Annotated in this window: 22 protein-coding genes; 13 read left to right on the top strand and 9 right to left on the bottom strand. The window is 23.7% G+C overall.

The features are described from left to right. Positions 1-54 precede the first annotated feature (54 nt). From tig to nadA, 4 genes are all read right to left on the bottom strand, one after another. On the bottom strand, positions 55-1,368 hold the full coding sequence (gene tig / locus WIGMOR_RS03155; protein ID WP_014354378.1) for a trigger factor: 1,314 nt from the start codon (positions 1,366-1,368) through the stop codon (positions 55-57). 168 nt (positions 1,369-1,536) lie between these two features. Continuing rightward, positions 1,537-1,839: a BolA family protein gene (locus WIGMOR_RS03150; protein WP_014354377.1), complete on the bottom strand. Its 303-nt coding sequence runs from the start codon at positions 1,837-1,839 to the stop codon at positions 1,537-1,539. 196 nt (positions 1,840-2,035) lie between these two features. Then, entirely contained in the window at positions 2,036-3,205 is a 1,170-nt protein-coding gene (locus tag WIGMOR_RS03145) for an MFS transporter (protein ID WP_014354376.1), read from the bottom strand. Positions 3,206-3,413: 208 nt separating this feature from the next. Beyond that, complete coding sequence (gene nadA / locus WIGMOR_RS03140) at positions 3,414-4,448, bottom strand: quinolinate synthase NadA (RefSeq protein WP_014354375.1); 1,035 nt, start codon at positions 4,446-4,448, stop codon at positions 3,414-3,416. Positions 4,449-4,898: 450 nt separating this feature from the next. On the opposite strand from nadA, the gene WIGMOR_RS03135 reads away from it, so the two are divergent. From WIGMOR_RS03135 to arnT, 4 genes are read left to right on the top strand one after another with little or no spacing between them, the layout of a single operon-like run. Next, the gene (locus WIGMOR_RS03135) at positions 4,899-5,846 is read left to right on the top strand and encodes a glycosyltransferase (RefSeq protein WP_014354374.1); all 948 of its coding nucleotides are present in this window, start codon (positions 4,899-4,901) and stop codon (positions 5,844-5,846) included. Continuing rightward, positions 5,843-7,801 (top strand): bifunctional UDP-4-amino-4-deoxy-L-arabinose formyltransferase/UDP-glucuronic acid oxidase ArnA, encoded by a 1,959-nt coding sequence (gene arnA, locus WIGMOR_RS03130; RefSeq protein WP_014354373.1) that lies wholly within the window; start codon positions 5,843-5,845, stop codon positions 7,799-7,801. The genes WIGMOR_RS03135 and arnA overlap by 4 nt, the downstream gene beginning before the upstream one ends. 12 nt (positions 7,802-7,813) lie before the next feature. Next, complete coding sequence (gene arnD / locus WIGMOR_RS03125; RefSeq protein ID WP_014354372.1) at positions 7,814-8,710, top strand: 4-deoxy-4-formamido-L-arabinose-phosphoundecaprenol deformylase; 897 nt, start codon at positions 7,814-7,816, stop codon at positions 8,708-8,710. Position 8,711: 1 nt separating this feature from the next. After that, on the top strand, positions 8,712-10,379 hold the full coding sequence (arnT, locus tag WIGMOR_RS03120) for a lipid IV(A) 4-amino-4-deoxy-L-arabinosyltransferase (RefSeq protein ID WP_041944184.1): 1,668 nt from the start codon (positions 8,712-8,714) through the stop codon (positions 10,377-10,379). A 29-nt stretch (positions 10,380-10,408) separates the two neighbouring features. On the opposite strand, the gene WIGMOR_RS03115 is transcribed toward arnT, so the two are convergent. The 5 genes from WIGMOR_RS03115 to WIGMOR_RS03095 form a co-directional block, all read right to left on the bottom strand. Next, entirely contained in the window at positions 10,409-10,618 is a 210-nt protein-coding gene (locus tag WIGMOR_RS03115; protein ID WP_041944131.1) for a P-loop NTPase family protein, read from the bottom strand. Continuing rightward, positions 10,606-11,031 (bottom strand): ribosome biogenesis GTP-binding protein YihA/YsxC, encoded by a 426-nt coding sequence (gene yihA, locus WIGMOR_RS03110; RefSeq protein ID WP_041944130.1) that lies wholly within the window; start codon positions 11,029-11,031, stop codon positions 10,606-10,608. Before yihA ends, WIGMOR_RS03115 begins: the two co-directional genes overlap by 13 nt. A 75-nt stretch (positions 11,032-11,106) precedes the next feature. Beyond that, complete coding sequence (gene ruvX, locus WIGMOR_RS03105; RefSeq protein ID WP_081469473.1) at positions 11,107-11,526, bottom strand: Holliday junction resolvase RuvX; 420 nt, start codon at positions 11,524-11,526, stop codon at positions 11,107-11,109. 190 nt (positions 11,527-11,716) lie between these two features. Further along, the gene (gene gshB, locus WIGMOR_RS03100) at positions 11,717-12,667 is read right to left on the bottom strand and encodes a glutathione synthase (RefSeq protein WP_014354369.1); all 951 of its coding nucleotides are present in this window, start codon (positions 12,665-12,667) and stop codon (positions 11,717-11,719) included. Between the two features lie 21 nt (positions 12,668-12,688). Then, on the bottom strand, positions 12,689-13,417 hold the full coding sequence (locus WIGMOR_RS03095; RefSeq protein ID WP_014354368.1) for a 16S rRNA (uracil(1498)-N(3))-methyltransferase: 729 nt from the start codon (positions 13,415-13,417) through the stop codon (positions 12,689-12,691). Between the two features lie 436 nt (positions 13,418-13,853). Here WIGMOR_RS03095 and leuS point away from each other — a divergent pair, with 436 nt between their 5' ends. From leuS to lipA, 9 genes are all read left to right on the top strand, one after another. Beyond that, positions 13,854-16,439 carry a leucine--tRNA ligase gene (leuS, locus tag WIGMOR_RS03090; protein WP_014354367.1) on the top strand — a complete coding sequence of 862 codons (2,586 nt, stop codon included), beginning with the start codon at positions 13,854-13,856 and terminating at the stop codon, positions 16,437-16,439. A 94-nt stretch (positions 16,440-16,533) separates the two neighbouring features. After that, positions 16,534-16,944 carry an LPS-assembly lipoprotein LptE gene (locus WIGMOR_RS03085; RefSeq protein WP_184486941.1) on the top strand — a complete coding sequence of 137 codons (411 nt, stop codon included), beginning with the start codon at positions 16,534-16,536 and terminating at the stop codon, positions 16,942-16,944. Positions 16,945-16,995: 51 nt separating this feature from the next. Then, a complete protein-coding gene (gene holA / locus WIGMOR_RS03080) occupies positions 16,996-18,033 on the top strand; it encodes a DNA polymerase III subunit delta (protein ID WP_041944128.1) in 1,038 nt (345 codons plus the stop codon). Then, positions 17,987-18,619, top strand: coding sequence for a nicotinate-nucleotide adenylyltransferase (nadD, locus tag WIGMOR_RS03075; protein ID WP_014354364.1), 633 nt, complete (start codon positions 17,987-17,989; stop codon positions 18,617-18,619). Before holA ends, nadD begins: the two co-directional genes overlap by 47 nt. Positions 18,620-18,840: 221 nt before the next feature. Next, positions 18,841-20,652: a penicillin-binding protein 2 gene (gene mrdA / locus WIGMOR_RS03070; protein WP_330216570.1), complete on the top strand. Its 1,812-nt coding sequence runs from the start codon at positions 18,841-18,843 to the stop codon at positions 20,650-20,652. A 26-nt stretch (positions 20,653-20,678) separates the two neighbouring features. Next, a complete protein-coding gene (rodA, locus tag WIGMOR_RS03065) occupies positions 20,679-21,791 on the top strand; it encodes a rod shape-determining protein RodA (RefSeq protein ID WP_014354362.1) in 1,113 nt (370 codons plus the stop codon). Positions 21,792-21,959: 168 nt separating this feature from the next. Continuing rightward, entirely contained in the window at positions 21,960-23,066 is a 1,107-nt protein-coding gene (locus WIGMOR_RS03060) for a serine hydrolase (RefSeq protein WP_236607843.1), read from the top strand. An 87-nt stretch (positions 23,067-23,153) separates the two neighbouring features. After that, complete coding sequence (gene lipB, locus WIGMOR_RS03055) at positions 23,154-23,804, top strand: lipoyl(octanoyl) transferase LipB (protein ID WP_014354360.1); 651 nt, start codon at positions 23,154-23,156, stop codon at positions 23,802-23,804. 86 nt (positions 23,805-23,890) lie between these two features. Further along, complete coding sequence (gene lipA, locus WIGMOR_RS03050) at positions 23,891-24,823, top strand: lipoyl synthase (protein ID WP_014354359.1); 933 nt, start codon at positions 23,891-23,893, stop codon at positions 24,821-24,823. Positions 24,824-24,833 lie beyond the last annotated feature (10 nt).

Raw genomic sequence — 24,833 nt, 5'->3', positions numbered from 1 at the left:
CATTTTAAATACTATTTACTTTATCGTATAAATTCATGTATATATGTTTATAAATTAACTGCGTTCTATTTTTTTTACAAGTAATTTAAATGTAATTTTTTCTTCTACAAAATTTGCTTGTTGCATAATAATTTCCAAAATTGCATTTTCTGATGCGATATCGATAGATTTTTGGATAAATTTTTTATTTTTTTTATATTTTTTCCAATTTTTCTCGGGTATTTTATTAATCTTCAAAAGATTATGCATGATATTTGTTAGATCATTTTGATTTATCTGTATTTTATTTAAATGCAAAATTTTCTGAAAAATAATTCTAGATTGTATTTGATATGTTAAACGATCAATTAATTTCTTATTTAAAAATGGCGAAAAATCTAACTTAGAAAATTTATTTAAATTATTTTTATATGTAGATTCTAAAAATATTTTTATTTCTTCATGTACTAATTGTACTGGAATTTTAATATAATTATCATTTAATATTTGATTAATTAATTGATATTTGATGTATATATGCACAAAATATTTTAATTGCATATTAATGCTTTTACATAATTCATTTTTCATTTTTTCTGGAGATTTAAAATTAATTAAGTTAATTTTTTCAAAAAATTTAGAATCCAATTTTGGTAATATTTTTTTTTCAACTTTTATAATATTTATTAAAAAATCAAGAATCATGTTATGATAACTGTTTTTTTCTAAATTTATGATTTTATAATTTAAAGAAAAAATAAAATATGTTTTTGATTTTTTTCCTATAATTTTTTTTTCAAGTTCGGTAGAAATTGTATTATTCCCTATAATAAAAGTTAAAAGCCGAATTTCTTCTTGAAAAATTTTATATTTTTGAATTGGTTTAATATTAATAGTTACACGATCATATTTTTCGATTTTTAATGTACTTGTTATCCAGCTTGCATGTTCTGAACGTAATTTATTAATTGTAAAGTTTACATCTTCAGGATTCACTGAAACTAATGGTTTATTAATTGTTATATGTGAAATATTTTTTATATTTATTTTTGGATAAATTTCAAAATTTATACGACAAATGCAACCATTTTTTTCCTGAAAATTTTTAATAACACAATTTAGTTTGCCTATTGGTTGAATATCATGTTCGTTAATAAATTTTAAAAATTTTTTGTTTATTAAATCGTTTAATACTTTTTTTCGTATATATGGTTCATATCTATTTTTTAAAATAGTTTTGGGTATTTTACCTTTTCGAAAACCATCTATACAAGCTGTTTTTCGCATTTTATCAAGCGCTTTTGAAACTTCTTTTTCAATAAGATTACATGAAATAAACATTTCTACTGTATGCTTAATATCTGAAATTTTTTGCATAGAAACTTTCATATTATTCCTCTAGATATTATTTTTTTTAAATTTTTTAAAAAAATTTCTGTATTTATTTTGATAAATTTAAAATGTATAAGTCTTAATTAGAATTAAAATTTATAAAATAAATTAAGCATACTTCAAAATGTTATTTTCTAAAAAATGTTAAATTAAAATGAGAATTACTTAATTTAAATTATAACAGATAGGCGTACTAGAAATGCATCGATTATTAATTTTCCATTCCACATCACAATAAGTATGCAAAGAAAGAGCGTGTATATCGTGGCGAAGTTCTCTTGATAAAATTTGATAAATTAATTGATGTCTGATTAATTGCGATTTATTTTTAAATTTTTTGCATACTATAGTGATGCTGAAATGAGTGTATGCATTTTTTGAATTTTTGTGTTTATAACTTTCGTTCTGAATATATAAAAAAGTAGGTGATAATATTGCATTAAGTTTTTTTTTTATTATTTTTTTCATAATATATATTACCTTTATAAATTAATTCATATATAAAATGTAAATTTAATTAATTTGAAACGAATTAATTTAAAAAATTTTATATTTAATTAGTTTTTTACAAAAAAATATGAAATTTGCATATTTTATTAAAATTGTTAGTTGCTGTTTATTCAAAATAATTCTTAATTAATTATATTATTAAAATTTTAAAATGTTAAATTTTTTTTTCCAATTTCAAACTAAAAATTATCCAAACTAATATCATAATACTTAAAAATAAAAAAACTAAAAATGCATTTTTATTGGAAAATAATAAACCTCCTATTATACCGCCAAAAGCTACCCCACAAAATTGACTTGTAGTATATATTCCCATCGCTGTCCCTTTATATTTAGAAGGAGCCTGCTTTCCTATATATGTAGGTAGCATTATTTCTAATGCACTAAATCCTAAAAAAAACATTGGTATACCTAAATAAGCAAAATAGATATTTTTACTACATAATAATAATGTTATTTCAGATATAAACAGTATAATTATAAAAAAATATAGTACTTGTTTTATTTTATTTTGTATTTTTTTTACATAACGCGAAAAAACTAATATTAAAAAAAATGTTGAGCATAATAAAGAAAAAAAATATATTTTCCAATGATCTATCTCACTATATCCCATTTTTTTAATTAAAAACGGAAATACTATAAAATTAGAAATTAAAATTGTATGAAGAAAAAAAATACAAAAAATTAAATAAACAATTAATTTGTTATTTAAAATATTTTTCATAGCATTTATAAATATTTTAGTATCATGATTTTTTTTCAATTTTTGATGATGTGGTACTATAAATAAAATCAAAAACATACTAATTACTGCAAGTAATGCAGTAATCCAAAATATGCTGCGAATTCCATAATATGTAGCTAAAATAGGACCAATAATGATAGATACTGCAAAAGTTATTCCAAAAACTAAACCGATAAAAGCCATTGCTTTGATTCTATTTTTTTCACAAATTAAATCAGTTAATAAAGCCATAACAACTGATGAAATTGCTCCAGATCCTTGCATAGCGCGTCCTAATATAACACCCCAAATATTGTTAGATACACCACTAATAATGCTTCCAAAAACTATTAATATTAATCCGACTAATATTAATGTATGCCTGCCATATTTATCTGATAACAATCCGAATGGGATTTGAAAAATTGATTGTGTTATTCCATAAATTCCAATAGCAAGGCCTATTAAAGAAGTCGTAGCTCCTTGAAATATCATTCCATGATTACTTAAAACAGGTAAAATCATAAATATACCAAACATACGACATGCAAATATTATACCTAAACTCAATATGGATCTTAGTTCTATACTATTCATATTTTCCTAATAATGTGTAAATAATATAAGTATGCAATAATTTTTGTTACAAATATTAATATAAGCAAATTTCATATAATAGTTTTAACAATTTTTGTAAGTATATAGACAATTCTCTTTTATATATTCAAAAAAAAATTAATTGAATTATTTTTACATATATTAAATTTATATTTATTTAAATGAATTAGCAATAATTATAAAATTGTTAAAAAAAATTTTCTGCAAATTTTAACATACGTATTAATGGTTTTAACGCTTTTTTTTGTAAGTTTTTTGGTACATGAATTTCATGCTTTTTTGTATCATGAGTCAAACTATTAATAATTTTTTTTAACGTATTCATCTTCATCCAAGGACACATGCCACAATTTAAACATGTCATGCCAACTTCAGAAGTTGGAGCTTCTAACAAAATTTTATCCGGACAAGCTTTTTGCATTTTAAACAAAATTCCACGATCAGTAGCAATTATAATTTGTTTTTGAGAAATTGATTGAGCAGATTTAATCAATTCACTGGTAGAACCTATAAAATCTGCAAGTGCTAGTACATTTTCTGGAGATTCTGGATGCGCTAATACTGCAGCTTGAGGATATATTTTTTTCATATTGTATAGTGAATGCGCTTTAAATTCATCATGTACGATACATGTACCGTGCCAACTTAAAATATCTGCTCCAGTTTTTTTTTGAATATAATGACCTAAGTGTTTATCAGGAGCCCAGATAATTTTTTTACCTAAACTATCTAAATAGTCAATAAGTTTAATTGCAATACTTGATGTTACTACCCAATGTGCACGTGCTTTAATAGCTGCAGATGTATTTGCATATACTACTACTGTGCGTTCTGGATGTTGATCACAAAATTTGCTGAATTCTATTTCCGGACAGCTCAAATCTAATGAACATTCAGCTTTTAATGTAGGCATTAGAACTATTTTTTCCGGATTTAAAATTTTAGCAGTTTCACCCATAAAACGTACACCAGCTACTAATAGTGTTTTCGCTGTATGATGTTGACCAAATTTAGCCATTTCTAAAGAATCTGCTACTTTACCTCCAGTAGAATCTGCCAATTCTTGAATTTCAGGGCTAGTGTAATAATGTGCGACTATAACTGCATTTTTTAATTTCAATAAATGAGATATATGCTTAAATAAATCAGCTTGTATATATTTTTTTTTTAATATAGATTGTTGTGATACAGCTATATGATCAATATTGTTTTTTTGATTCATTTGTATTCCTTAATAATATGAGAAATAAAAGTATTGCATTTATTCATTTAAATAACATTTTATACATACTAATATGAATTTAAAAGAAATTAAAATATTTAATATAACTAAATTATTTACATTAAAAAATATATTATTTAAACTAAAACTAATATATAATACAAGTAAAAGTTATTTAATACAATATATTCATGTTTGCAGTAAAAAATATCTAAAATGATATTGTACTTTTAGTATCTACATTTATTATTTTTAATAAATTTTTTAAAATTTTATAGATAATTAAAACTTAATTTAGTTTTCATTATATATTTGCTTTAAAAGCTTAATTTTCTTATAAAAGAAAACTCATATATAAATTATATAAAAATATTTTGCATAAAAAATTATATGTAATATAAAATATAAAAAATTTTATTTTTAAAAAAAAATTAAATATACTTTTTATATATGGTGCAATTAAAAAAAATAAAAAAAATATCGATTGTTATTCCAGTTTATAACGAACAAGAAAACCTTTCTATATTAATTCGACGCACTATATATGTATGCTCTAAATTACATATAAAATACGAAATCATGATTATAGATGATGGAAGTTATGATCAATCTCCTAATATTTTAGAAGCTGAAGCATCTAAACCTAACAGTTCAATTATAGCAATTTTTTTAAATAAAAATTATGGACAACACGCTGCAATTATGGCAGGATTTGCACATTCTAAAGGAGATTTAATAATTACTTTAGATGCAGATTTACAAAATCCACCAGAAGAAATTCCAAAGCTACTTTATGCAGCTCAAAAAGGATACGACGTGATAGGTACATTTCGTGTAAATCGTCAAGATAATTTATTTCGAAAAATTAGTTCAAAAATAGTTAATATTGCAATTCAAAAAATTTTAGGTAATAATATGACTGATTACGGATGCATGTTACGTGCATATCAAAAACATATTATAGATGCAATAATAAAATACAATTCCCACAATATTTTTATTCCAATTATAGCAAATATGTTTGCTAATAAAGTTATTGAAATACCAGTCTCGCATTTTAAAAGAAAGTTCGGATATTCTAAATATAATTATATTAAATTAATTAAATTAATATATAACTTATGCTTTTGTTTATTTATAAATATAATAAAAAAAGCAAAAATTCTTAAACAAATTTCACTTAAAATATTATATTGCGTTGTATTTTTGCTAATCTGTTTATATTTCTTTTTAGTAAGCACTAGGTTTTACATAAATATATTTTTAATAAATTTTCTACTGTTTATTGGAATAAAAAAAATTTTCATTAAAATATATAACAAAATTTACTTACGTCCCATTTATATTATAAGTCGTATTATTAAAAATGATATATCAAACACACGAGAAAAAAAATGAAAGCAATTATATTTGCTTATCATGATATTGGATGCATCGGTTTACTTTCTTTAATAAAATCGGGATATAAAATTTTAAGCGTAATTACTCATAATGATCAAAAAAATGAAAAAATATTTTTTAGTTCCGTAAAAAGTATTGCCTTAAAAAAAAATATCCCCGTATTCACATCTGAAACTATTAACAGTTTTATTTGGATCGAATATTTTAAAAAACTTGAGCCAGATGTTATTTTTTCTTTTTATTACCGTAATATATTATGTTCAGAAATTTTAAAAATACCAAAATTTGGATCATTTAATTTGCACGGTTCTCTTTTGCCAAAATATCGCGGCTGCTGTCCGTTAAATTGGTCTATAATACGTGGAGAATATCAAACCGGAGTGACACTTCATCGTATGACTACAAAAATTGATCATGGACCTATCATATCACAAGTCAAAATTAATATTAATAAACTAGACAACGCAATTTCTTTACATAAAAAAATATGTTATGCTGCTTATAATATGCTGAATAAAATAGCTCCTGTAATTCTAAAAAAAAATTTTTGTGAAACACCTCAAAATTGCCATAATACTAGTTATTTTGGAAAAAGATCACCCGAAGATGGTCTCATTGATTGGAACCAATCAGCAAAAAAAATATATAATTTAATCAGAGGATTAACAAAACCTTGGCCCGGTGCTTTTAGCTATCTCAACAACAAAAAAATAATTTTTTGGAAATCAAAAATAATAAAAAAAAAGTACGATATCGATCCTGGATTAATAATAAAAATTAACCCGCTTATTATATCTTGCAAAATTCAAGCATTAAATATTATTTCTGCACAATATACAAAACATACATTTAATAATAAAACTAACATATACCATTTATCTATGATTAAGAATAAAAAATACGTTATATATCCGAATTCAACATCAAAACCAATATTAAAAAAAATCTTAATTTTAGGTATTAATGGATTTATTGGATATCATATTACAAAGCGTTTGTTAAAAAGTAACAGTTACAAAATATACGGTTTAGATTTAAAAAAAAATTTAATTGAAAAATTTATAAATAATTCAAAAATAAAGTTTTTACAAAAAAACATAAAATCTTGTTCTCACTGGGTTAAAGAAAAAGTTAAAAAATGCGATATTATTTTGCCTTTAATAGCTATTGCAAGACCCATGCAATATGTTCAAGAACCCATAAAAACTTTCGAATTAGATTTTGAAGAAAATTTAAAAATTATACGTTACTGCGTTAAATATAAAAAAAGATTAATTTTTCCTTCGACTTCCGAAGTATATGGAATGTGTACAGACAAAGAATTTCATGAAACTAATTCAAATTTTGTTACAGGATCTGTACGAAATCAAAGATGGATTTATGCATCATCTAAACAATTACTAGATCGCATTATTTGGGCTTATGGAAAATCAAATAATTTACTTTTTACAATTTTTAGACCATTTAATTGGGTAGGATCTAGACTAGATGATTTTAAAATTGCTCAAATGAATCATGCAAGAGTTATCACTCAAATGATATTTAACATAGCTCACGGGTTACCGATTAATCTGGTTAACTGCGGAAAACAAAAACGTTGTTTTACAGATATTTATGACGGTATAGAAGCATTATTTAGGATAATAGAAAATAAAAAAAATAATTGTAATCAAGAGATTATTAATATCGGAAATCCAAAAAACGAGTATTCTATTTTAGAATTAGCAAAAATTGTTGTACATACTTTTCAAAAATTCACATCAAGCAATACTTTTCCTAAATTTTCTGGATTTAGAAACTTAAGAGGTGACGAATATTATGGTTTTGGCTATCAAGATATAGAATATCGAAAGCCAAATATTGGTATTGCTCAAAAATTATTAGATTGGAAACCTAAAATTCAAATTAATAATACTATCAATTATATGATAAAATTTTTCTTACAATTATAAAAGGTTTTTATTTTGAATAATTTAAAAAAAGTTGGTTTACGTATTGATGTAGATACATTAAGAGGCACGAAGTATGGGGTATTAAATTTATTAGAAATATTAAACAATTATCAAATTAAAGCTACTTTTTTTTTTACTGTTGGGCCAGATAACATGGGACGTCATTTCTGGAGATTATTTAAACCAAAATTTTTAATTAAAATGTTACGCATTAATCCTATTAAAACATATGGATGGAGTATTTTGCGTTGTGGCTTAATAGGAAAAAGCAAAAAAATAGGAGATGCCTGTAAAAACCACATTATTCTTGCTGCTCGTAAACATGAAATTGGACTACATGCATGGGATCATTTTGAATGGCAAAATTCTATTGATACTTGGAGGAAAGAAAATATTATTAATCAAATTACATTAGGTAAAAAATTTTTAGAATCAATAATAAATTCGCCTATTTTATGTTTTGCTGCTCCAGGTTGGAGAACAAGTGATTCCGCGTTGCAAGTGCAAAAAAAATTTAACTTTTCTTACAACAGTGATGTCAGAGGAATAAAACCATTTTTTCCATTACTTTCTGATAAAAGCTGTGGAAATTTGCAAATTCCAGTAACTTTACCAACTTTTGATGAAGTAATTAATAATCATACTACTTTAAAAAAGTATAACAACTTTATTATTAATCAAATGAAAAAACAATCTGATTATTCTGTTTATACTATTCATGCTGAAATAGAAGGTATTAAATATTTAAAAGAATTTAAAGAACTATTATATCTTGCTAAAAATGAAGGCATTCAATTTTGTAGATTAAATCAATTAATAGAAAAAAATCATGCAAATTTTCCGATATGTAAATTAATACGTAAAAAAATATCCGGTAGAGAAGGCTGGATTATGCATCAAAATGTATAACATGCACATAAAAAAAAATAAAACACAAAAAATAATAATTATTTTAATTTTTTTTTATTACTTAATTCCATTAAATTATCGTGATTTGTGGCAACCCGACGAAACTAGATATGCCGAAATTAGCAGAGAAATGTTAGAAAAGCATAATTGGAGTATTCCGCATTTATTAGATGTACGTTATTTTGAAAAACCAATTTTTGGTTATTGGGTGAACAATATTAGTCAATTAATTTTTGGAAAAAATAATTTCTCTGTACGATTCGGATCAACTTTTTTTACAATTTTATCTGCTATCTTTTTATTTTATTTTGTTCAATCTTTATGGAATAATAAAAATATATCTTATAATGCAGTAATAATATTTTTGTCTAATTTATTAGTATACATTATAGGAACATACTCTGTATTAGATGCAATTTTATCTTTTTGGATTAATGTATCTATGATATTTTTTTGGATGGCAATAAAATCTTCAGTAAAAAAAAATCGTATTTTTTATTATTTAATATTTGGAATATCCTGCGGAACAGGATTGATCACAAAAGGATTTATTGCATTAGTAATTCCATTTTTAAGTATTGTAATATGGTTAAAATTTAATCCAAAGTATACAAAAACAATTTTGATCCACAGCTTCATTCCATTAATATCTTCTATATTAATTTCGTTTCCATGGATATATAATATTCTTTCTAAAGAACAAGATTATGCTAGATATTTTATTTTTATCGAGCATATTCAAAGATTTTTAGGAGACAATGCGCAACATAAATTTCCGATATGGTACTATGTTCCAGTTTTAATTATTGGTATTTTTCCTTGGTTTGGACTTCTTTTTAAATCGTTGTATAGATCATGGATTTCAAGAAAATTTGATAAAATCAGTTTTTATTTATTAGTTTGGATTATAGTACAATTTTTATTTTTCAGCTTTTCTAAAGGCAAATTGCCAACTTATATTTTACCTTGCTTTTTTCCTATATCAATTTTAATTGCTAAAAATATTTTTTCTACTAAATTAAAAAATAACTTAATTCTATTAAAAATAAACTCTACAACAAACATTATTTTTGGTTGCATGATATTATTTTCAATTAGTATTATATATTGTATACCTAAAATTTATCCATATTCATTGTACTCTTATCAAGAATACAAAAAATTTATATTATTTGTAGTTAGTATTTTAATTTGGATCTCAATAAATGTTTGGGTAAAATTATTTGCAATAAAAATTTGGCAATGGACTGCAATGAGTATTTTTGGAATTGCTATTTTATTTGGATTCTATGTACCTGAACGAATTGTTTATTCTAAACAGCCGCAAGTTTTTTTAAACGAAATAAAAGATGATTTAAAAAAATCAGAATTAATTATTGCAAACAATATTGGTGTAGCAACTACAATTGCATGGGAAATGAATCGCAGTGATATTATGATTATTGATAACAAAGGTGAATTAGAATATGGATTAAGTTATTTAAACGAATTAAATAATAAATTTGTAACCAAAAAAAATTTTAAAAATTGGTTAAATAAAAATAAAAATAAATCTGTTGCATTAATATTTTTAATATCATCAAAAAGTTCGTTAAATGAATTAACACCATATCTCCCTGTTCCACAGTATACGGTAGAACACGGCAGATTTATATTATTCAAATATTAAATTTAGTTACTTATTTTTTTTAACAAAAATTAAGCAGTATTAAAAATCTTAGTTTTTGTCCAAAAATTTATTTTTTTTCTGACAGTGTTTACCCCATCTTGATTCAAAGAAGAAAAAGTACTTAAAAAAAATTCTGAAAAAATTTCGTGTTTGCGTAAATTAAAAAAATTTTGAACTTGTAATAATTTAAATTGACGATAACTTGTAGAAACTTTATCGGATTTACTTAATAAAAACAAAATAGGAATTTTTTTTTTAAAATTAAATGAATTATTTTTTCGTCAAAATCTAATATAGAACGCCTGATATCTTCTAAAAAAATTAAAATTTTTAATGATTGACGCAATCTAAAATATTGTTTTATTAAACATGCAATGTTTAATTTATTTTTTTTTGATACATTAGCATACCCGAATCCTGGAAGATCAATAATTCTTAATTTGTTATTTAATTTAAATACATTTAAAAACATTGTTTTTCCTGGTATTTTACTGCTTTTAGACAATTTATTATTTTTAAATAAAATATTTAATGCTTTTGATTTTCCAGCATTAGAACGTCCAAAAATAGCAATTTCACATCCGTTGTCTTGTGGAAGATCAGAAATGTTATTTGCACTTAATAAAAATTTAATATAAAAATAAGCATTCATGTTATTTAGAAAAATTATATTGATATAAAAATGTTTATCTTTAAGATTGATTAATTTTAATTTAAATTAAACAATTCAATTCATGTTTTGCATCCAACTATTTAAAATAATAGCGGCAGATTGCGAATTTATGAGTTTTTTTTTCAATCCTCGATATCCTTGAACATTAAATAGTATAGATTTTGCTTCTATTGTAGTAAGACGTTCGTCTTGCATATTGACTGGTATGATAAACTTTTTTCTTAGTTCTTGTGCAAATTTTTTTGCATAAATTGTAATTTTTTGTGTACTTCCATCCATATTCAGCGGTAGTCCGACAACGATAGCGTTTGGATGCCATATTTGAAAAATTTCTGAAATTTTTTTCCAATTTGGAATTCCACGGATAGATTTTATACAACTTAGCGGTTTAGACGTACAAGTAATTGTCTGACCGATAGCTACACCGATATTTTCAGTACCAAAATCAAATCCTATTAAAAAAATATTTTTAATTATTTTTACCTTTGATGAATATATATTTGTTGTGAGATTAAAAATTTTTTTTGATTAACATGTTTATTTAATTTTATATAATTTATTATTAGCTTTATCAAGTTTTAATTAAATTTTTATCAAAAAATTTTATTTAGATTATAGAGATATTGTGTACTCTACAGTAATTTTTTAAAAATATCAAAAATTATTACATTTTTTTATTTAAAATTTTTTCAATGTTATCTAATAATATTCCAGTAATTGAAACTGGATAAACAGATTCTATTTCTTGAACTCCAGTAGGACTAGTAATATTGATTTCTGTTAAATAATTTCCGATTATATCTATACCGACAAAAATTAATCCTGATTTTTTTAAAAATGAACTAATATTGTATGTAATTTCATAGTCTCTTTTTCTTAATAATTCTACTTTAAAAATTGCGCCAGCTGCTAAATTTCCTCTAATTTCTCCATATCCTGGAATACGCACTAAACAATAAGGCACAGGAATACCATTAATAATAATAATTCTTCTATCGCCATAAATAATTTCTGGAATATATTTTTGTATCATACAAAAACTATTTTGATAGTTAGTTAAAGTATCAATAATTACTGAAGTATTAAAATCGTTTTTTTTTACATAAAATACAGAAGATCCTCCCATGTTATTTAAAGGTTTTAAAATTATATCTCCAACTTCTTCTTGAAACAAACAAATAGATTTTTTGTTACAGCTAATTAGTGTTTTAGGAGCATCTTGAAAAGATAAAACAGACATTTTTTCATTGTAATCTCTTAAACTTTTAGGATTGTTAATAATTAAAACTTTACTTTTGTGCAAATATTCCAGTATATATGTTATATAAACAAACTGTAAATCAAACGGCGGATCTTTTCTCATTAAAATAACATCCAAAGATTTTAAATTAATAGTGTTCTTATGACTGAATTGATACCATTTTTTTGGATTTTTTTGAACAGAAATTATTTTTGTATTTCCATAAACTTCACTTTTACTATAATAAATATCTTTAACTTCCATATAATATAGAATATAATTCCTTTTTTGCGCTTCTAACATAATTGCAAAACTTGTATCTTTTTTGATCTGAATAGATTGTATTGGATCCATAATAATTCCTAATTTAATCAAAATTTCGCTCCTATATTATTATTAAAAATCACCAAAACGCATTTGTAATAAAGCAATTGCAGATAATACACTAGTTTCTACTCGTAAAGTTCTTGGGCCTATTCTGATTTTATAAAAATTGTTTTTCATAAGATATGCATTTTCGTATTTAGAGAATCCTCCTTCTGGACCTACTAATAATCTTGCTTGATTATAATGACTACGAATATCGTTCATTTTATTTTTTGATCGAAGATCAGTGTAAATGCTTAAGATGTTATTTTTTTTCTTACACCATTCTAACATTGACATAGGACAGTTAATCTTTAACAAAGATTTTCGACCGCATTGTTGCGAAGCATGAATAACTATCGTTTTCCAACGTTTCATTTTATTTTTTATTTGATAATGATTACCATTTATGTAACAATGTTCTGAAAATAAAGGTGTAATTTCATATACACCCAATTCTACAGATTTTTGAAAAATATACTCCATGCTCGTTCTATTACAAATTGATTGTCCCAAATATATTTTTAAAGGAGATTCAACATTACTATGTATTTTTTTTGTTAAACAAATATATATTTTTTTATTATCAAATTTTACGATTTTTCCGAGATATTCTTGATTTTTGTTATTAAATAATTTTATTAAATTTCCTAATTTCATTCTTAAAACATTTTTTAAATAATTCATAGATTGATCAGATATAATAATAGTTTTATTTAAACTTAATTCTTGTGAGTGATATATTCTAAAAATATGCATTTTAATAATTCAATTAACATAGATTAATTTATATAAATTTTACTTTATTATTTAATAAATATTATATTTAATTTTTATTAAAAAAACTTATAAAAATATATTTTAAATTCAAAAAAGAATTAATTATATACTTTTTAAAATTTTTCAATAATTGTAAAATTAAATTAATATATAAAATATAACAGTTTTATAATTGATTTTGTTTTAAAATATTATTAATATAATTTATATAAATTGTTTTAAAATTAAATTTTAAGAAAAAATTTGAAGTAAAAATTTGAAAATAATTGTACGAATAATAAACAATATACAGTTAATATAAAAATTTTTTAATTTTCAAATTTTATCACATCTTGTTTATGTAAAACAAAAATTCTTATTAAGACAATAAAAAATCAATAACTTTTTCAAATTGAGTTATAGGACTCCATTTGTTATGCAAAAAGATTATAATCATAAAAAAATAGAAAATTTTGTACAAAAATATTGGGAAGAAAAAAAAACTTTTGAAGTGACTGAAAACTCTGAAAAAGAAAAATATTACTGTTTATCTATGTTGCCATATCCATCCGGAGATTTGCATATGGGTCATGTCAGAAATTACATTTTAGGAGATGCCGTCGCAAGATACCAAAGAATGCTTGGAAAAAATGTACTACACCCAATTGGATGGGACGCTTTTGGTTTACCTGCTGAACATGCAGCAATAAAAAATAATACTTCTCCTGAAAAATGGACTTTGCAATGTATTCAAAATATGAAACAACAACTCAAATCTTTAGGATGCAGTTATGATTGGAATCGAGAAATTATTACATGTCATCCTAACTATTATCGTTGGGATCAATGGTTTTTCATTCAACTGTATAATAAAAATATAGCGTATAAAAAAAAATCTACAGTTAATTGGTGCTCAAAAGATCAAACAGTATTGGCTAATGAACAAGTTATTAATAATTCGTGTTGGCGCTGTAATTCTCGAATTAAAAAAAAAATAATTCCACAATGGTTTATAAAAATTACTAATTATGCAGATAGATTATTAAATGATATTCAAACGTTAGAAAATTGGCCAAAAAAAGTTAAAATAATGCAAAAAAATTGGATTGGCAAATCAAAAGGCATAGAAGTTGAATTATCAATTTACAATTACAGTAAAAAAATTAAAATCTATATAAATAACATAGCTACTTTTATGGGAGGAACGTTTGTAATAATTTCTTCTGATCATATACTGTTAAAATCAGTAAAAAGCTCAAATTATGATTTATATACATTTATACATAAATGTCAAACAGAAAAAAATTCTGAAACAAATATTAAACAGAATCATCAAAAAGGAATTTTTACATCTTTATTTGCAATTCATCCTATATCTCAAAAAAAACTACCGATATGGATCTGTAATTTCTTTTTTATACCGGATTCTTCTAATAATGCCATATTATCTGTTCCTGTATATTCTAAAGACCAATGGGATTTTGCTAAAAAATACAATTTACCAATACTACATGTACTAAAAGATAGTAAAGGTAATTTCATTAATTTTAAACAGAAAAAATTGATGCAGACTAGTACTTTATGTAATTCAGGGCAATTTAATGGATTAAAATTTTGTGATGGAAGTAAAAAAATATCTCAATTTTTAATTTCAAATCATATAGGAAAAAATATTATTCATTATAGATTAAAAGATTGGTGTATTTCCAGACAAAGATATTGGGGAGCGCCAATTCCTATAATTAAAAATAATAAAAACGAGATTTTTACTGTATCTGAAAATGAATTACCAGTCATTCTTCCAGAAAAGAATACTGATCAATTAGTTGATTCTTTAAAAAATTATGCTAATTGGATTAATATTTATTACAAAAAAAATCGATTTACAAGAGAAACGGATACATTTGATACTTTTATACAATCTTCTTGGTACTTATATCGTTATACTTGTCCTCATTACATACACGGTATGTTAAATACTAATGCTGTGAACTACTGGTTACCAGTAGATTTATACATAGGAGGCGTAGAACACGCGACCATGCATCTTTTGTATTTAAGATTTTATCATAAATTATTTAAAGATATGAATTTAGTAAATTCAAATGAACCAATAAAAAAATTATTATGCCAAGGTATGGTATTGTCAGATACATTTTATTATATCTCTAGCTCGGGAAGCCAAATTTGGACTACTCCAGTAAATAATAATTTTAAAAGAAATGAAAATAATCAAATTGTAAACGCTGTAGATTCTTTAGGGCATAAGCTTATTCATACTGGAATGCATAAAATGTCTAAATCAAAAAATAACGGTGTGCATCCAAATAATATCATTCGTAAATATGGCGCAGATACATTACGTTTATTTATTGTATTTGCGGCGCCACCAGAGGCTTCGTTAGAATGGACAGAAAAAGGAATTCAAGGAGCTTATCGATTTATTAAAAAAATTTGGAATATGACTTTTGATTATGTCGAAAAAAATAAAAATAATAAATTAAAAGAAACTTCTGAAAATAATCATGAATCTTCAAATTTAATACTTCAAACTCAAAAAATTATTATAAAAATTACTGAAAATTTTGAAAACAAATATAAATTTAATACTGTAGTTGCATTAATTATGAAACTTACAAATTACTTACGTAATGCTATTAAAAATAATAAATGTAATCGATCAATAACAAAAAAAATTCTTATGATTATTATACGCTTACTTTATCCATTTACACCTCATGTATGTTTCATATTATGGCGTGAATTAAAAGGTTCTAAAGATATTGATTATGCTGAATGGCCAAAAATAAACTCTGATGTTATAAAAAAGAAAAAAAAAATTATTGTTCAAGTTAATGGAAAATTTAAAAAAGTTATGATATTTAAATTTAAAAGTAATGAAAAATATATTAAAGAGAAAATTTTTAAAAGTATAATAATAAAAAATTCTTTAAAAAATAAAAAAATAAAAAAAATTATCTATATTAAAAATAAATTGATTAATTTTGTATTGAATGAATAATTTTATTAAAAAATTAATATTAACTATATTAGTTCCGGCTGTTCTGTATAGCTGCGTTAGTTTTGATAAAATAAAATTTTGTAAGAATTATAATATGCACGCATTATATTTTAAATGCATTAATACATGCAACATCCAATATTTAACTGCTTATAATGCATTTAGATCTTATAATATTCAATTAATAAATGCTAATTCAGAAAAAAATAAAATTCCTCTATTAAATATTATTAGCACTTCAGAGATAATAAAAAAAATAGAGTTTTCTAATTTATATAAGCTCTTAGAATATCAAATAATTTTTAATATTAAAGCAGAGTTGCGCTTTAGTATGCATCAAAATATTCCGGTCAACGTCACTATATCCCGTATCTATTTTGATCAAGATATTTCTCCTTTAGAAAAATATCAGGAAAAAATAAATTTTATCGCGGAAATTTATAGCGAAGCTATAGAAGTTTTAATACAAAAATACATTTTTTTAAGATGCAATAATTTTGCTTAATTTTTGAATTATTTTATTAATTGTATCTACTTTATTATATTAATAAATTCAATGTTTAATATCAAATTAAAAAATAAAAATCAAAAAAAATTATATATTTTAGTCGGAGATCAATTTTTTTTATTAGAAAAAATTATACAAAAAATTTTATTTAATATAAGATCTACTGAAAAAATTATTCATTACAAGTTTTATATCACTTCCAATATAAATTGGACTGATATTTTTAATAAATTTTATAATTTTGATTTATTTAATGCTAAAATTCACATTTTACTTATCTTTCCGGAAAAAATAACTATTGATATGCATCAAAATCTTTCTATACTAACGTCTTTATTAAAACAAAGTAACATACTTACTATATGTATAAATCAAATAACTAATTTAATTAAGAATCAAGTTTGGTTTAAAAATATAAAAAATAGTTCTACAATAATAGATTGTAATATTAATACTCAGAAAAAATTTTCTTCTTGGGTAAGAAATTTTAATCAAATATTAAAAATATCAATAGATGTTGATTCCGAAATTTTTTTATTTAAAATTTTTAAAAAAAATACATATGCTGCATTAAAATTATTGGAAAAATTCAGCATACTTTTTCCTGATCAATTAATAAATTTATCAAAAATAGAAAAAATAGTTAATTCTGAATTAATATATACAGTAGATCAACTAATCTCTGTTGTTTTTCAAAGAAATATTAATTTATCTATATTTATTTTGAGTAAAATAAAAATGCAAAAAATTTTTGATCCGTTAATAATTTTAAGAAAAATACAAAATAAAGTTGTTTATATTATAAAAATTAAAGAAAATTTAATTAATATAAATGATAATAAAATATGTCAAAAAAATTATAAATTAATTTTAGATTTTTCTGAAAAAATTAGTATTAATCAATTGAATTCTATAATTAATTTAATGTTAATTTTAGAAATTATTCTAAAAAAAAGTGGAAAAAAAATTTTAGTATGGCATTTTTTTAACGAAATCATTCTAATATTATGTGGTTATCATTCTCCTATAACAAAAATATATGAAAAAAAAATCAACTTTAATTGCTTTTTACGGAGGTACTTTTGATCCTATTCACAATGGACACGTCCAATCTGCAATAGCTATTGCGAAATTAGTTCGTCTCAATAAAATTATTTTATTGCCTAATGGAATTCCTGTGCATAGAAATATGCCAAAAACTTCTATAGAAGATCGTATAAATATGATACAACTCGCTATATCTGAAATTCCAGAAAATATTTTTAAGATAGATTATAGAGAAGTGCGTGATCTTATGCCATCTTGGACTTTCAATACTTTTAAAAATATTCGTTGCGAATACGGTCCATATAAACCTATTGGATTTATTTTAGGTCAAGATTCTTTTTTAAATCTTCCAAATTGGTATAGAGGATTAGAATTAATTAATTTCTGTCATCTTATAGTATGTTCGCGCTCAAAATATATATGTAATCCAAAATTAAATAAAATTCATCCGGATATTTTGCATTATCTTCCCTGCGGATTAATTTATTATGCGTTAACGCCGGTTTGGAACATATCATCTAGCATTATTCGTTTAAGATGTCATTTTGGAATGTCTTGTAATGGTTTAATTGCAACTTCGGTGCAAAAATATATTTTTAAAAAAAAATTATATTCTGATAAATAATTAAAATAAATATTTTAGTTTAAATATAAAAGTGAATTTATAATTTTTTTTATATAAATACTCTTAGATATTGAAAATATCAGTATATATATTATATTTACAATAACGTATTATAATTTTCAATACAAATATAATATTAAATAGGAATATTTAATATTTTATGAAAAAATAAATATAAATATGAAAGATAAATTAAATTATTATAAGCAATATTTTATTGAATCAAAAATTTTTTTAAATCGTATTATAATATCTTTTTTTTTATTATATTATTTACTGGAATTTTAATTTTTAATCTGTACTATCTACAAATTTCTTGTTTTTCTACATATCATAACAAATCTAATTTTAATCGAATTAAATTTATATCTGTCCCTCCTACAAGAGGTACAATTTTAGATCGTAATGGTATTGTATTAGCAATAAATCGTACTATTTATCAATTAGAAATTAATTTAAAGCAAGTAGAAAATATTAATCATACAATAAATGAATTAAAATCTGTATTAGATTTAAATGAATCAGATATTTTGTTTTTTGAAAAAGAAAAACAAAAATCTAATTACTTAAATAACGTGCTTATTAAATCGGAACTTACAGACGTTCAATATACTAAATTTTTTTTGAATCAATACCGTTTTCCCGGCGTATCAATAAAAAACTATCAACGCCGATATTATCCATATGGATCAGAAATAGCACATGTAATTGGATATATATCAAAAATCAATTATTCTGAATTCAAAAAATTGCAGTATAAAAAAGAATTTTTAGATTATTTCAAAAATCAAGAAATAGGAAAATTAGGTATTGAAAAATTTTATGAAAAAAAATTGCATGGACAACCTGGTTTTAAAGAAGTAGAAATAAATAGTAGAGGAAAAATTATTCGACAATTACGTTTTTCTCCACCAAAATCAGGAAAAAATATTACTTTAACGTTAGATTTAAATTTGCAAAGATATATTAAACAATTAATATCTTCTATGCGCGCTGCAGTGGTAGTATTAGATCCTAGAGACGGAGGAATACTTGCATTAGTTTCTAATCCAAGTTACGATCCTAATATATTTATTAATGGCATATCAAACAAAAAATATTTAAAAATAACACACGATATTAATCGTCCTTTTGTCAATCGTGTTACTCAAGGTATGTATCCTCCAGCGTCTACGATTAAACCATATGTTATTATTTCTGCATTGCATTCAGGAAGTATCAGTACAAACTTTTTTTTGTTTGATCCTGGATGGTGGAAACTACCAGGATCAGAAAAAATTTATCGTGATTGGAAAAAATGGGGTCATGGATATTTGAATATTACTAAAGCGCTAGAAGAATCAGCAGATACTTTTTTTTATCAAGTTGCATATAATATGGGAATTGATAAATTATCTGAATGGATGAAAAAATTTGGATATGGACAGAGTACAGGTATTGATTTGTTCGAAGAGAATATAGGGATTATGCCAGATCGTGAATGGAAAATAAAACATATCAAACAACCTTGGTATCAAGGAGATACAATTTCAGTAGGTATAGGACAAGGATACTGGACTGCAACACCAATACAAATATCAAAAGCACTCATGACTTTAGTAAACAACGGATTAGTACGTACACCGCATTTATTGTCTTCTATTCAAGAAGATAGTTATTCGGTTACTTACTATCACCAAAATTCATATGCACAAATAGGAGATTCTCGTACTGTTTTTTGGGATATTGTAAAAAATGGTATGTATGGAGTTGCAAATCGATCTAATGGTACAGCATATAGGAATTTTTATGATGCACCTTATAAAGTAGCAGCCAAATCTGGAACAGCGCAAGTATTTAGCTTGCAGCCATATGAAATATATGATCCGAGTAAAGTATCGGAAAAATTTCGAGATCATAAACTAATGACTGCATTTGCTCCATTTGAAAAACCAACAGTTTGTATTGTGCTAATATTAGAAAATGGGGAAGAACACATTTCTTCTGGGAAAATCGTACGTAAAATATTAGATTACATTTTGTTAAAAAAATAATAATTAATATTTAAAGGTTTTAAAGCATGTTTATTAATTTTCATAAAAATTCTTTTTATAGAAAAATTCATATTGATTTTATATTTATAACAGTCATCGTTATACTGCTTTTATATAGTATTTTACTCATTTGGAGTGCTAGTGGTAAAAATGTGGAAATTACTCAAAAAAAAATAATTCAAATAAGTATTGGAATTTTAATTATGTTTTTGCTTAGTTATATTACTCCTAATAAATATGAACAATTAGCACCTTATTTATATTTTATCTGTATTTTGTTGCTTGTTTCAGTTGACAGCTTTGGAAAAATCAGTAAAGGAGCAAAGAGATGGTTAGATTTAGGCATTTTACAATTTCAACCAGCTGAAATAGCTAAAATTGCAGTTCCATTAATGATTTCTAGATTAGTAAATCGTGCAAATATTCCTCTTTCTTTGCAAGACATTAGTATTTCTTTTTTTTTAATTTTAATTCCTTCCATATTAGTTGCAATACAGCCAGATTTAGGGACAGCAATTTTAATTTTTTTTTCTGGAATATTTGTTCTATTTTTATCTGGAATGAAAAAAAAATTTATCATATATTGTATATGTATCTTAACTTGTATAGTGCCATTATTGTGGAAATTTTTTATGCATGACTATCAAAAAGATCGTGTGAAAATTTTATTAAATCCTGAATTAGACGCTTTAGGTGCAGGATACCATATTTTGCAATCAAAAATTGCTATCGGATCTGGTGGATTATATGGAAAAGGGTGGTTATCAGGTACGCAATCTCAATTAGAATTTTTACCCGAAAGACATACAGATTTTATTTTTTCTGTTTTAGGAGAAGAATTTGGATTTATTGGAAGTGTTATATTATTATTATTATATCTTATTCTAATAATTAGAGGATTAATTATTGCTATGCAAGCAGAAAATACTTTTTGCCGAGTAATGACTGGAAGTTTGATGTTAACTTTATTTTTTTATATTTTTGTGAATATCGGTATGGTAAGCGGTATATTGCCTATCGTTGGTGTGCCACTACCTTTAATGAGTTACGGTGGATCTGCATTAATTGCTTTAATGTCTGGATTCGGCATAATAATATCAATTAATACACATAAAACAATGTTATCTCAAAAATTATAAAATAATATAATTTTATATTTAAATATGATTATTTTTTTTAAAAAAAACTACAAAAATTTTCTATACTATACAAAGTATATTTTTATAAAATTTTTAAATATGCATTTATTTATAATAAAAAATTTTATTTTTATTTTTTTATTATTGCGTCAATCATATGCAGAATATATGTACACTGAATTACGTCCTCCTAAAATAAATGCAGCATCTTATATTTTAATTGATTACAATTCGGGTCAAGTTTTATCAGAATTGAATGCAGATATGCAAAGAGCACCTGCTAGTTTAACAAAAATGATGACTAGTTATATTGTAGGTAAATTAATTAATTCAGGACAAATTAATCCAAACGATTTAGTAACTATTACCAAAGACTCATGGATGTTAGGCAATCCTGAATTAAAAGGATCATCACTTATGTTTTTGCGGCCCGGAGATCATGTATCTATATCAGAATTAACTCGAGGAATTATTTTACAGTCAGGAAATGACGCATGTGTTGCAATTGCAAATTATATTTCTGGTGATCAAAGATCTTTTGTAGAGTTAATGAATAATTATGCACATCAACTAAATTTAAAAAATACATTTTTTAAAAATGTACATGGATTAGACACTTCTGGACAATTTAGTTCTGCAAGAGATATAGCATTAATTAGTATTGCCCTAATTCGTGATGTATCACATGAATATATTAAGTATAAAGAAAAAGAATTTACTTATAATCATATTCGACAGATAAATCGTAATAATTTGTTATGGGATAAAAATTTACATGTTGATGGTATCAAAACAGGTCATACAAAATTGGCAGGATATAATCTTGCAGCATCTGCAGTAAATAATAACATGCGCTTAATTTCAGTACTACTTGGTAGTAATACTGCTCATGAAAGAGATCGTGGCAGCAAATCTTTGCTCCAATGGGGATTTAGATCATTCAATACTATTTTATCTTTAAAATCTGAAGAAATTTTTTTAAAAAAATCTGTATTTTTTGGGAATGTAGATAAAGTAAATTTAGGAGTAAAAAAAAATGTATATCTCACTATACCAAAAGGCAAAGATAAGGATATTGTGATAGAATATACATTAGATTCTAGTGTATTAAAAGCTCCATTAAAAAAATACCAAAAAGTAGGTAAAATAATTTTTAAATTGAATAACTCTATTATTACAGAAGTTCCTTTAGTGACTTTAGAAGAAGTTCATTCTGGAAATGCATTACATTACATTATTGATTATATTAAGTTAAACATTCAAAAATTCATATAATTCATAATACTAAATTAATTTATTAATTTTTTTAATTAATAAATAATATTATTTAATTCCAATAAAATTGATTTTAAAAAAATATTTATGAATACAACTAATATTCGTTTACTAGGTGTACACAAATACGAGCATATATTGCATGCTATGTATAATTATATTAATAAAAATAAAATAAATCATGTAAGCGAAATCTGGTTTCTAGAGCATTATCCGGTATTCACTTTAGGTAATTTGGATAAATTTCAAGCATCTTATATATCTAACATTCCAGTAATTAAAACTGATCGCGGAGGTCATATAACTTTTCATGCTCCAGGACAACAAGTTATATATTTTTTATTAAATGTTAAAAAATTAAAAATTGGAATTAAACAATTAATATTAATTTTAGAACAAATTGTTATTTCTACATTATTATATTTTAAAATCTACAGTTATCTTATTAAAGGATATCCAGGAGTATATGTACAAAATAAAAAAATTTGTTCTTTAGGATTAAGAATTTATCAAGGTTATTCTTTACACGGATTAGCATTAAACGTAAAAATGGATTTATCTCCTTTTTCATATATATATCCGTGCGGTAATGCTAATATAAAAATGACACAAATAAGTGAATTTTTTCCTAAAATTAATTTAAATATGATTTTGCCAATTTTAATTAAAAATTGTAAAAAATTTTTAATGATAGAAAAAAAAAACATTAATTTTTTTCATTCTATTAAATTATGTTAATTTTTAAGAAAAATATCGCTGTTTATTGATTTAAAAAAATTTATTTTTTATAAAAACAACAAATAACAATTTTACTAATTTAAAAAATGCAAAATATATCAAACAAACAGAACAAAAATATAATATCAACTATTACTTTGATTAACAGACAAGATAAGTTAATTCTTAATAAACCAAATTGGTTAAAAATTAAACTTCCTACAAATACGGATCAAATAGATAAAATTAAAAAAATTATAAAAAGTCAAAATTTACATACTGTGTGCGAAGAAGCTGCATGTCCTAATTTGCCAGAATGTTTTAATCGGGGAACAGCAACATTTATGATTTTAGGCGCTATTTGCACGCGTCGTTGTCCATTTTGCAATGTTATGTCTGGAAGACCAAAAATAATTGATAAACAAGAACCTGAAAAATTAGCAAATACCGTTATAAAAATGCAGCTAAAACATGTTGTAATTACTTCTGTAAATCGAGATGATTTAAAAGACGGTGGCGCACAACAATTTGCCGATTGTATTTATTCAATCAGAAAACTTAATTTTAAAATTAAAATTGAAATTTTAGTACCAGATTTTCGTGGATGTAATAAATATGCTTTAAACATTCTTAATAAATTTCCTCCAGATATATTTAATCACAATATAGAAAGTGTACCTCGATTGTACGCGAAAGTTCGACCGGGAGCTAAATACGATAGATCTATAAAATTATTAAAAAATTTTAATTTACTTAATCCTAAAATTCCAACTAAATCTGGATTGATGTTAGGTTTAGGAGAAACTAAAGAGGAAGTGATTCAAGTTATGAAAGATCTGAGACAATCATCTGTTAGTATGTTAACGATAGGACAATATCTTAGACCTACACCTAAGCATTTACCTGTTGTCAGATACGTTCACCCCGAAGAATTTTCAAATTTCAAGAAAATTGCAATAAATTTGGGTTTTACCAGTGCTATGTGTGGTCCTTTTGTACGTTCTTCGTATCATGCAGAAAAACAAAAAAATAATATTTAAAAATAAAAAA

The sequence above is a fragment of the Wigglesworthia glossinidia endosymbiont of Glossina morsitans morsitans (Yale colony) genome (assembly GCF_000247565.1).
GTDB lineage: Bacteria > Pseudomonadota > Gammaproteobacteria > Enterobacterales > Enterobacteriaceae > Wigglesworthia > Wigglesworthia glossinidia_B.
Note: the sequence above shows the minus strand (reverse complement) of the source record. Positions and strands in the feature narration are given on the sequence as shown.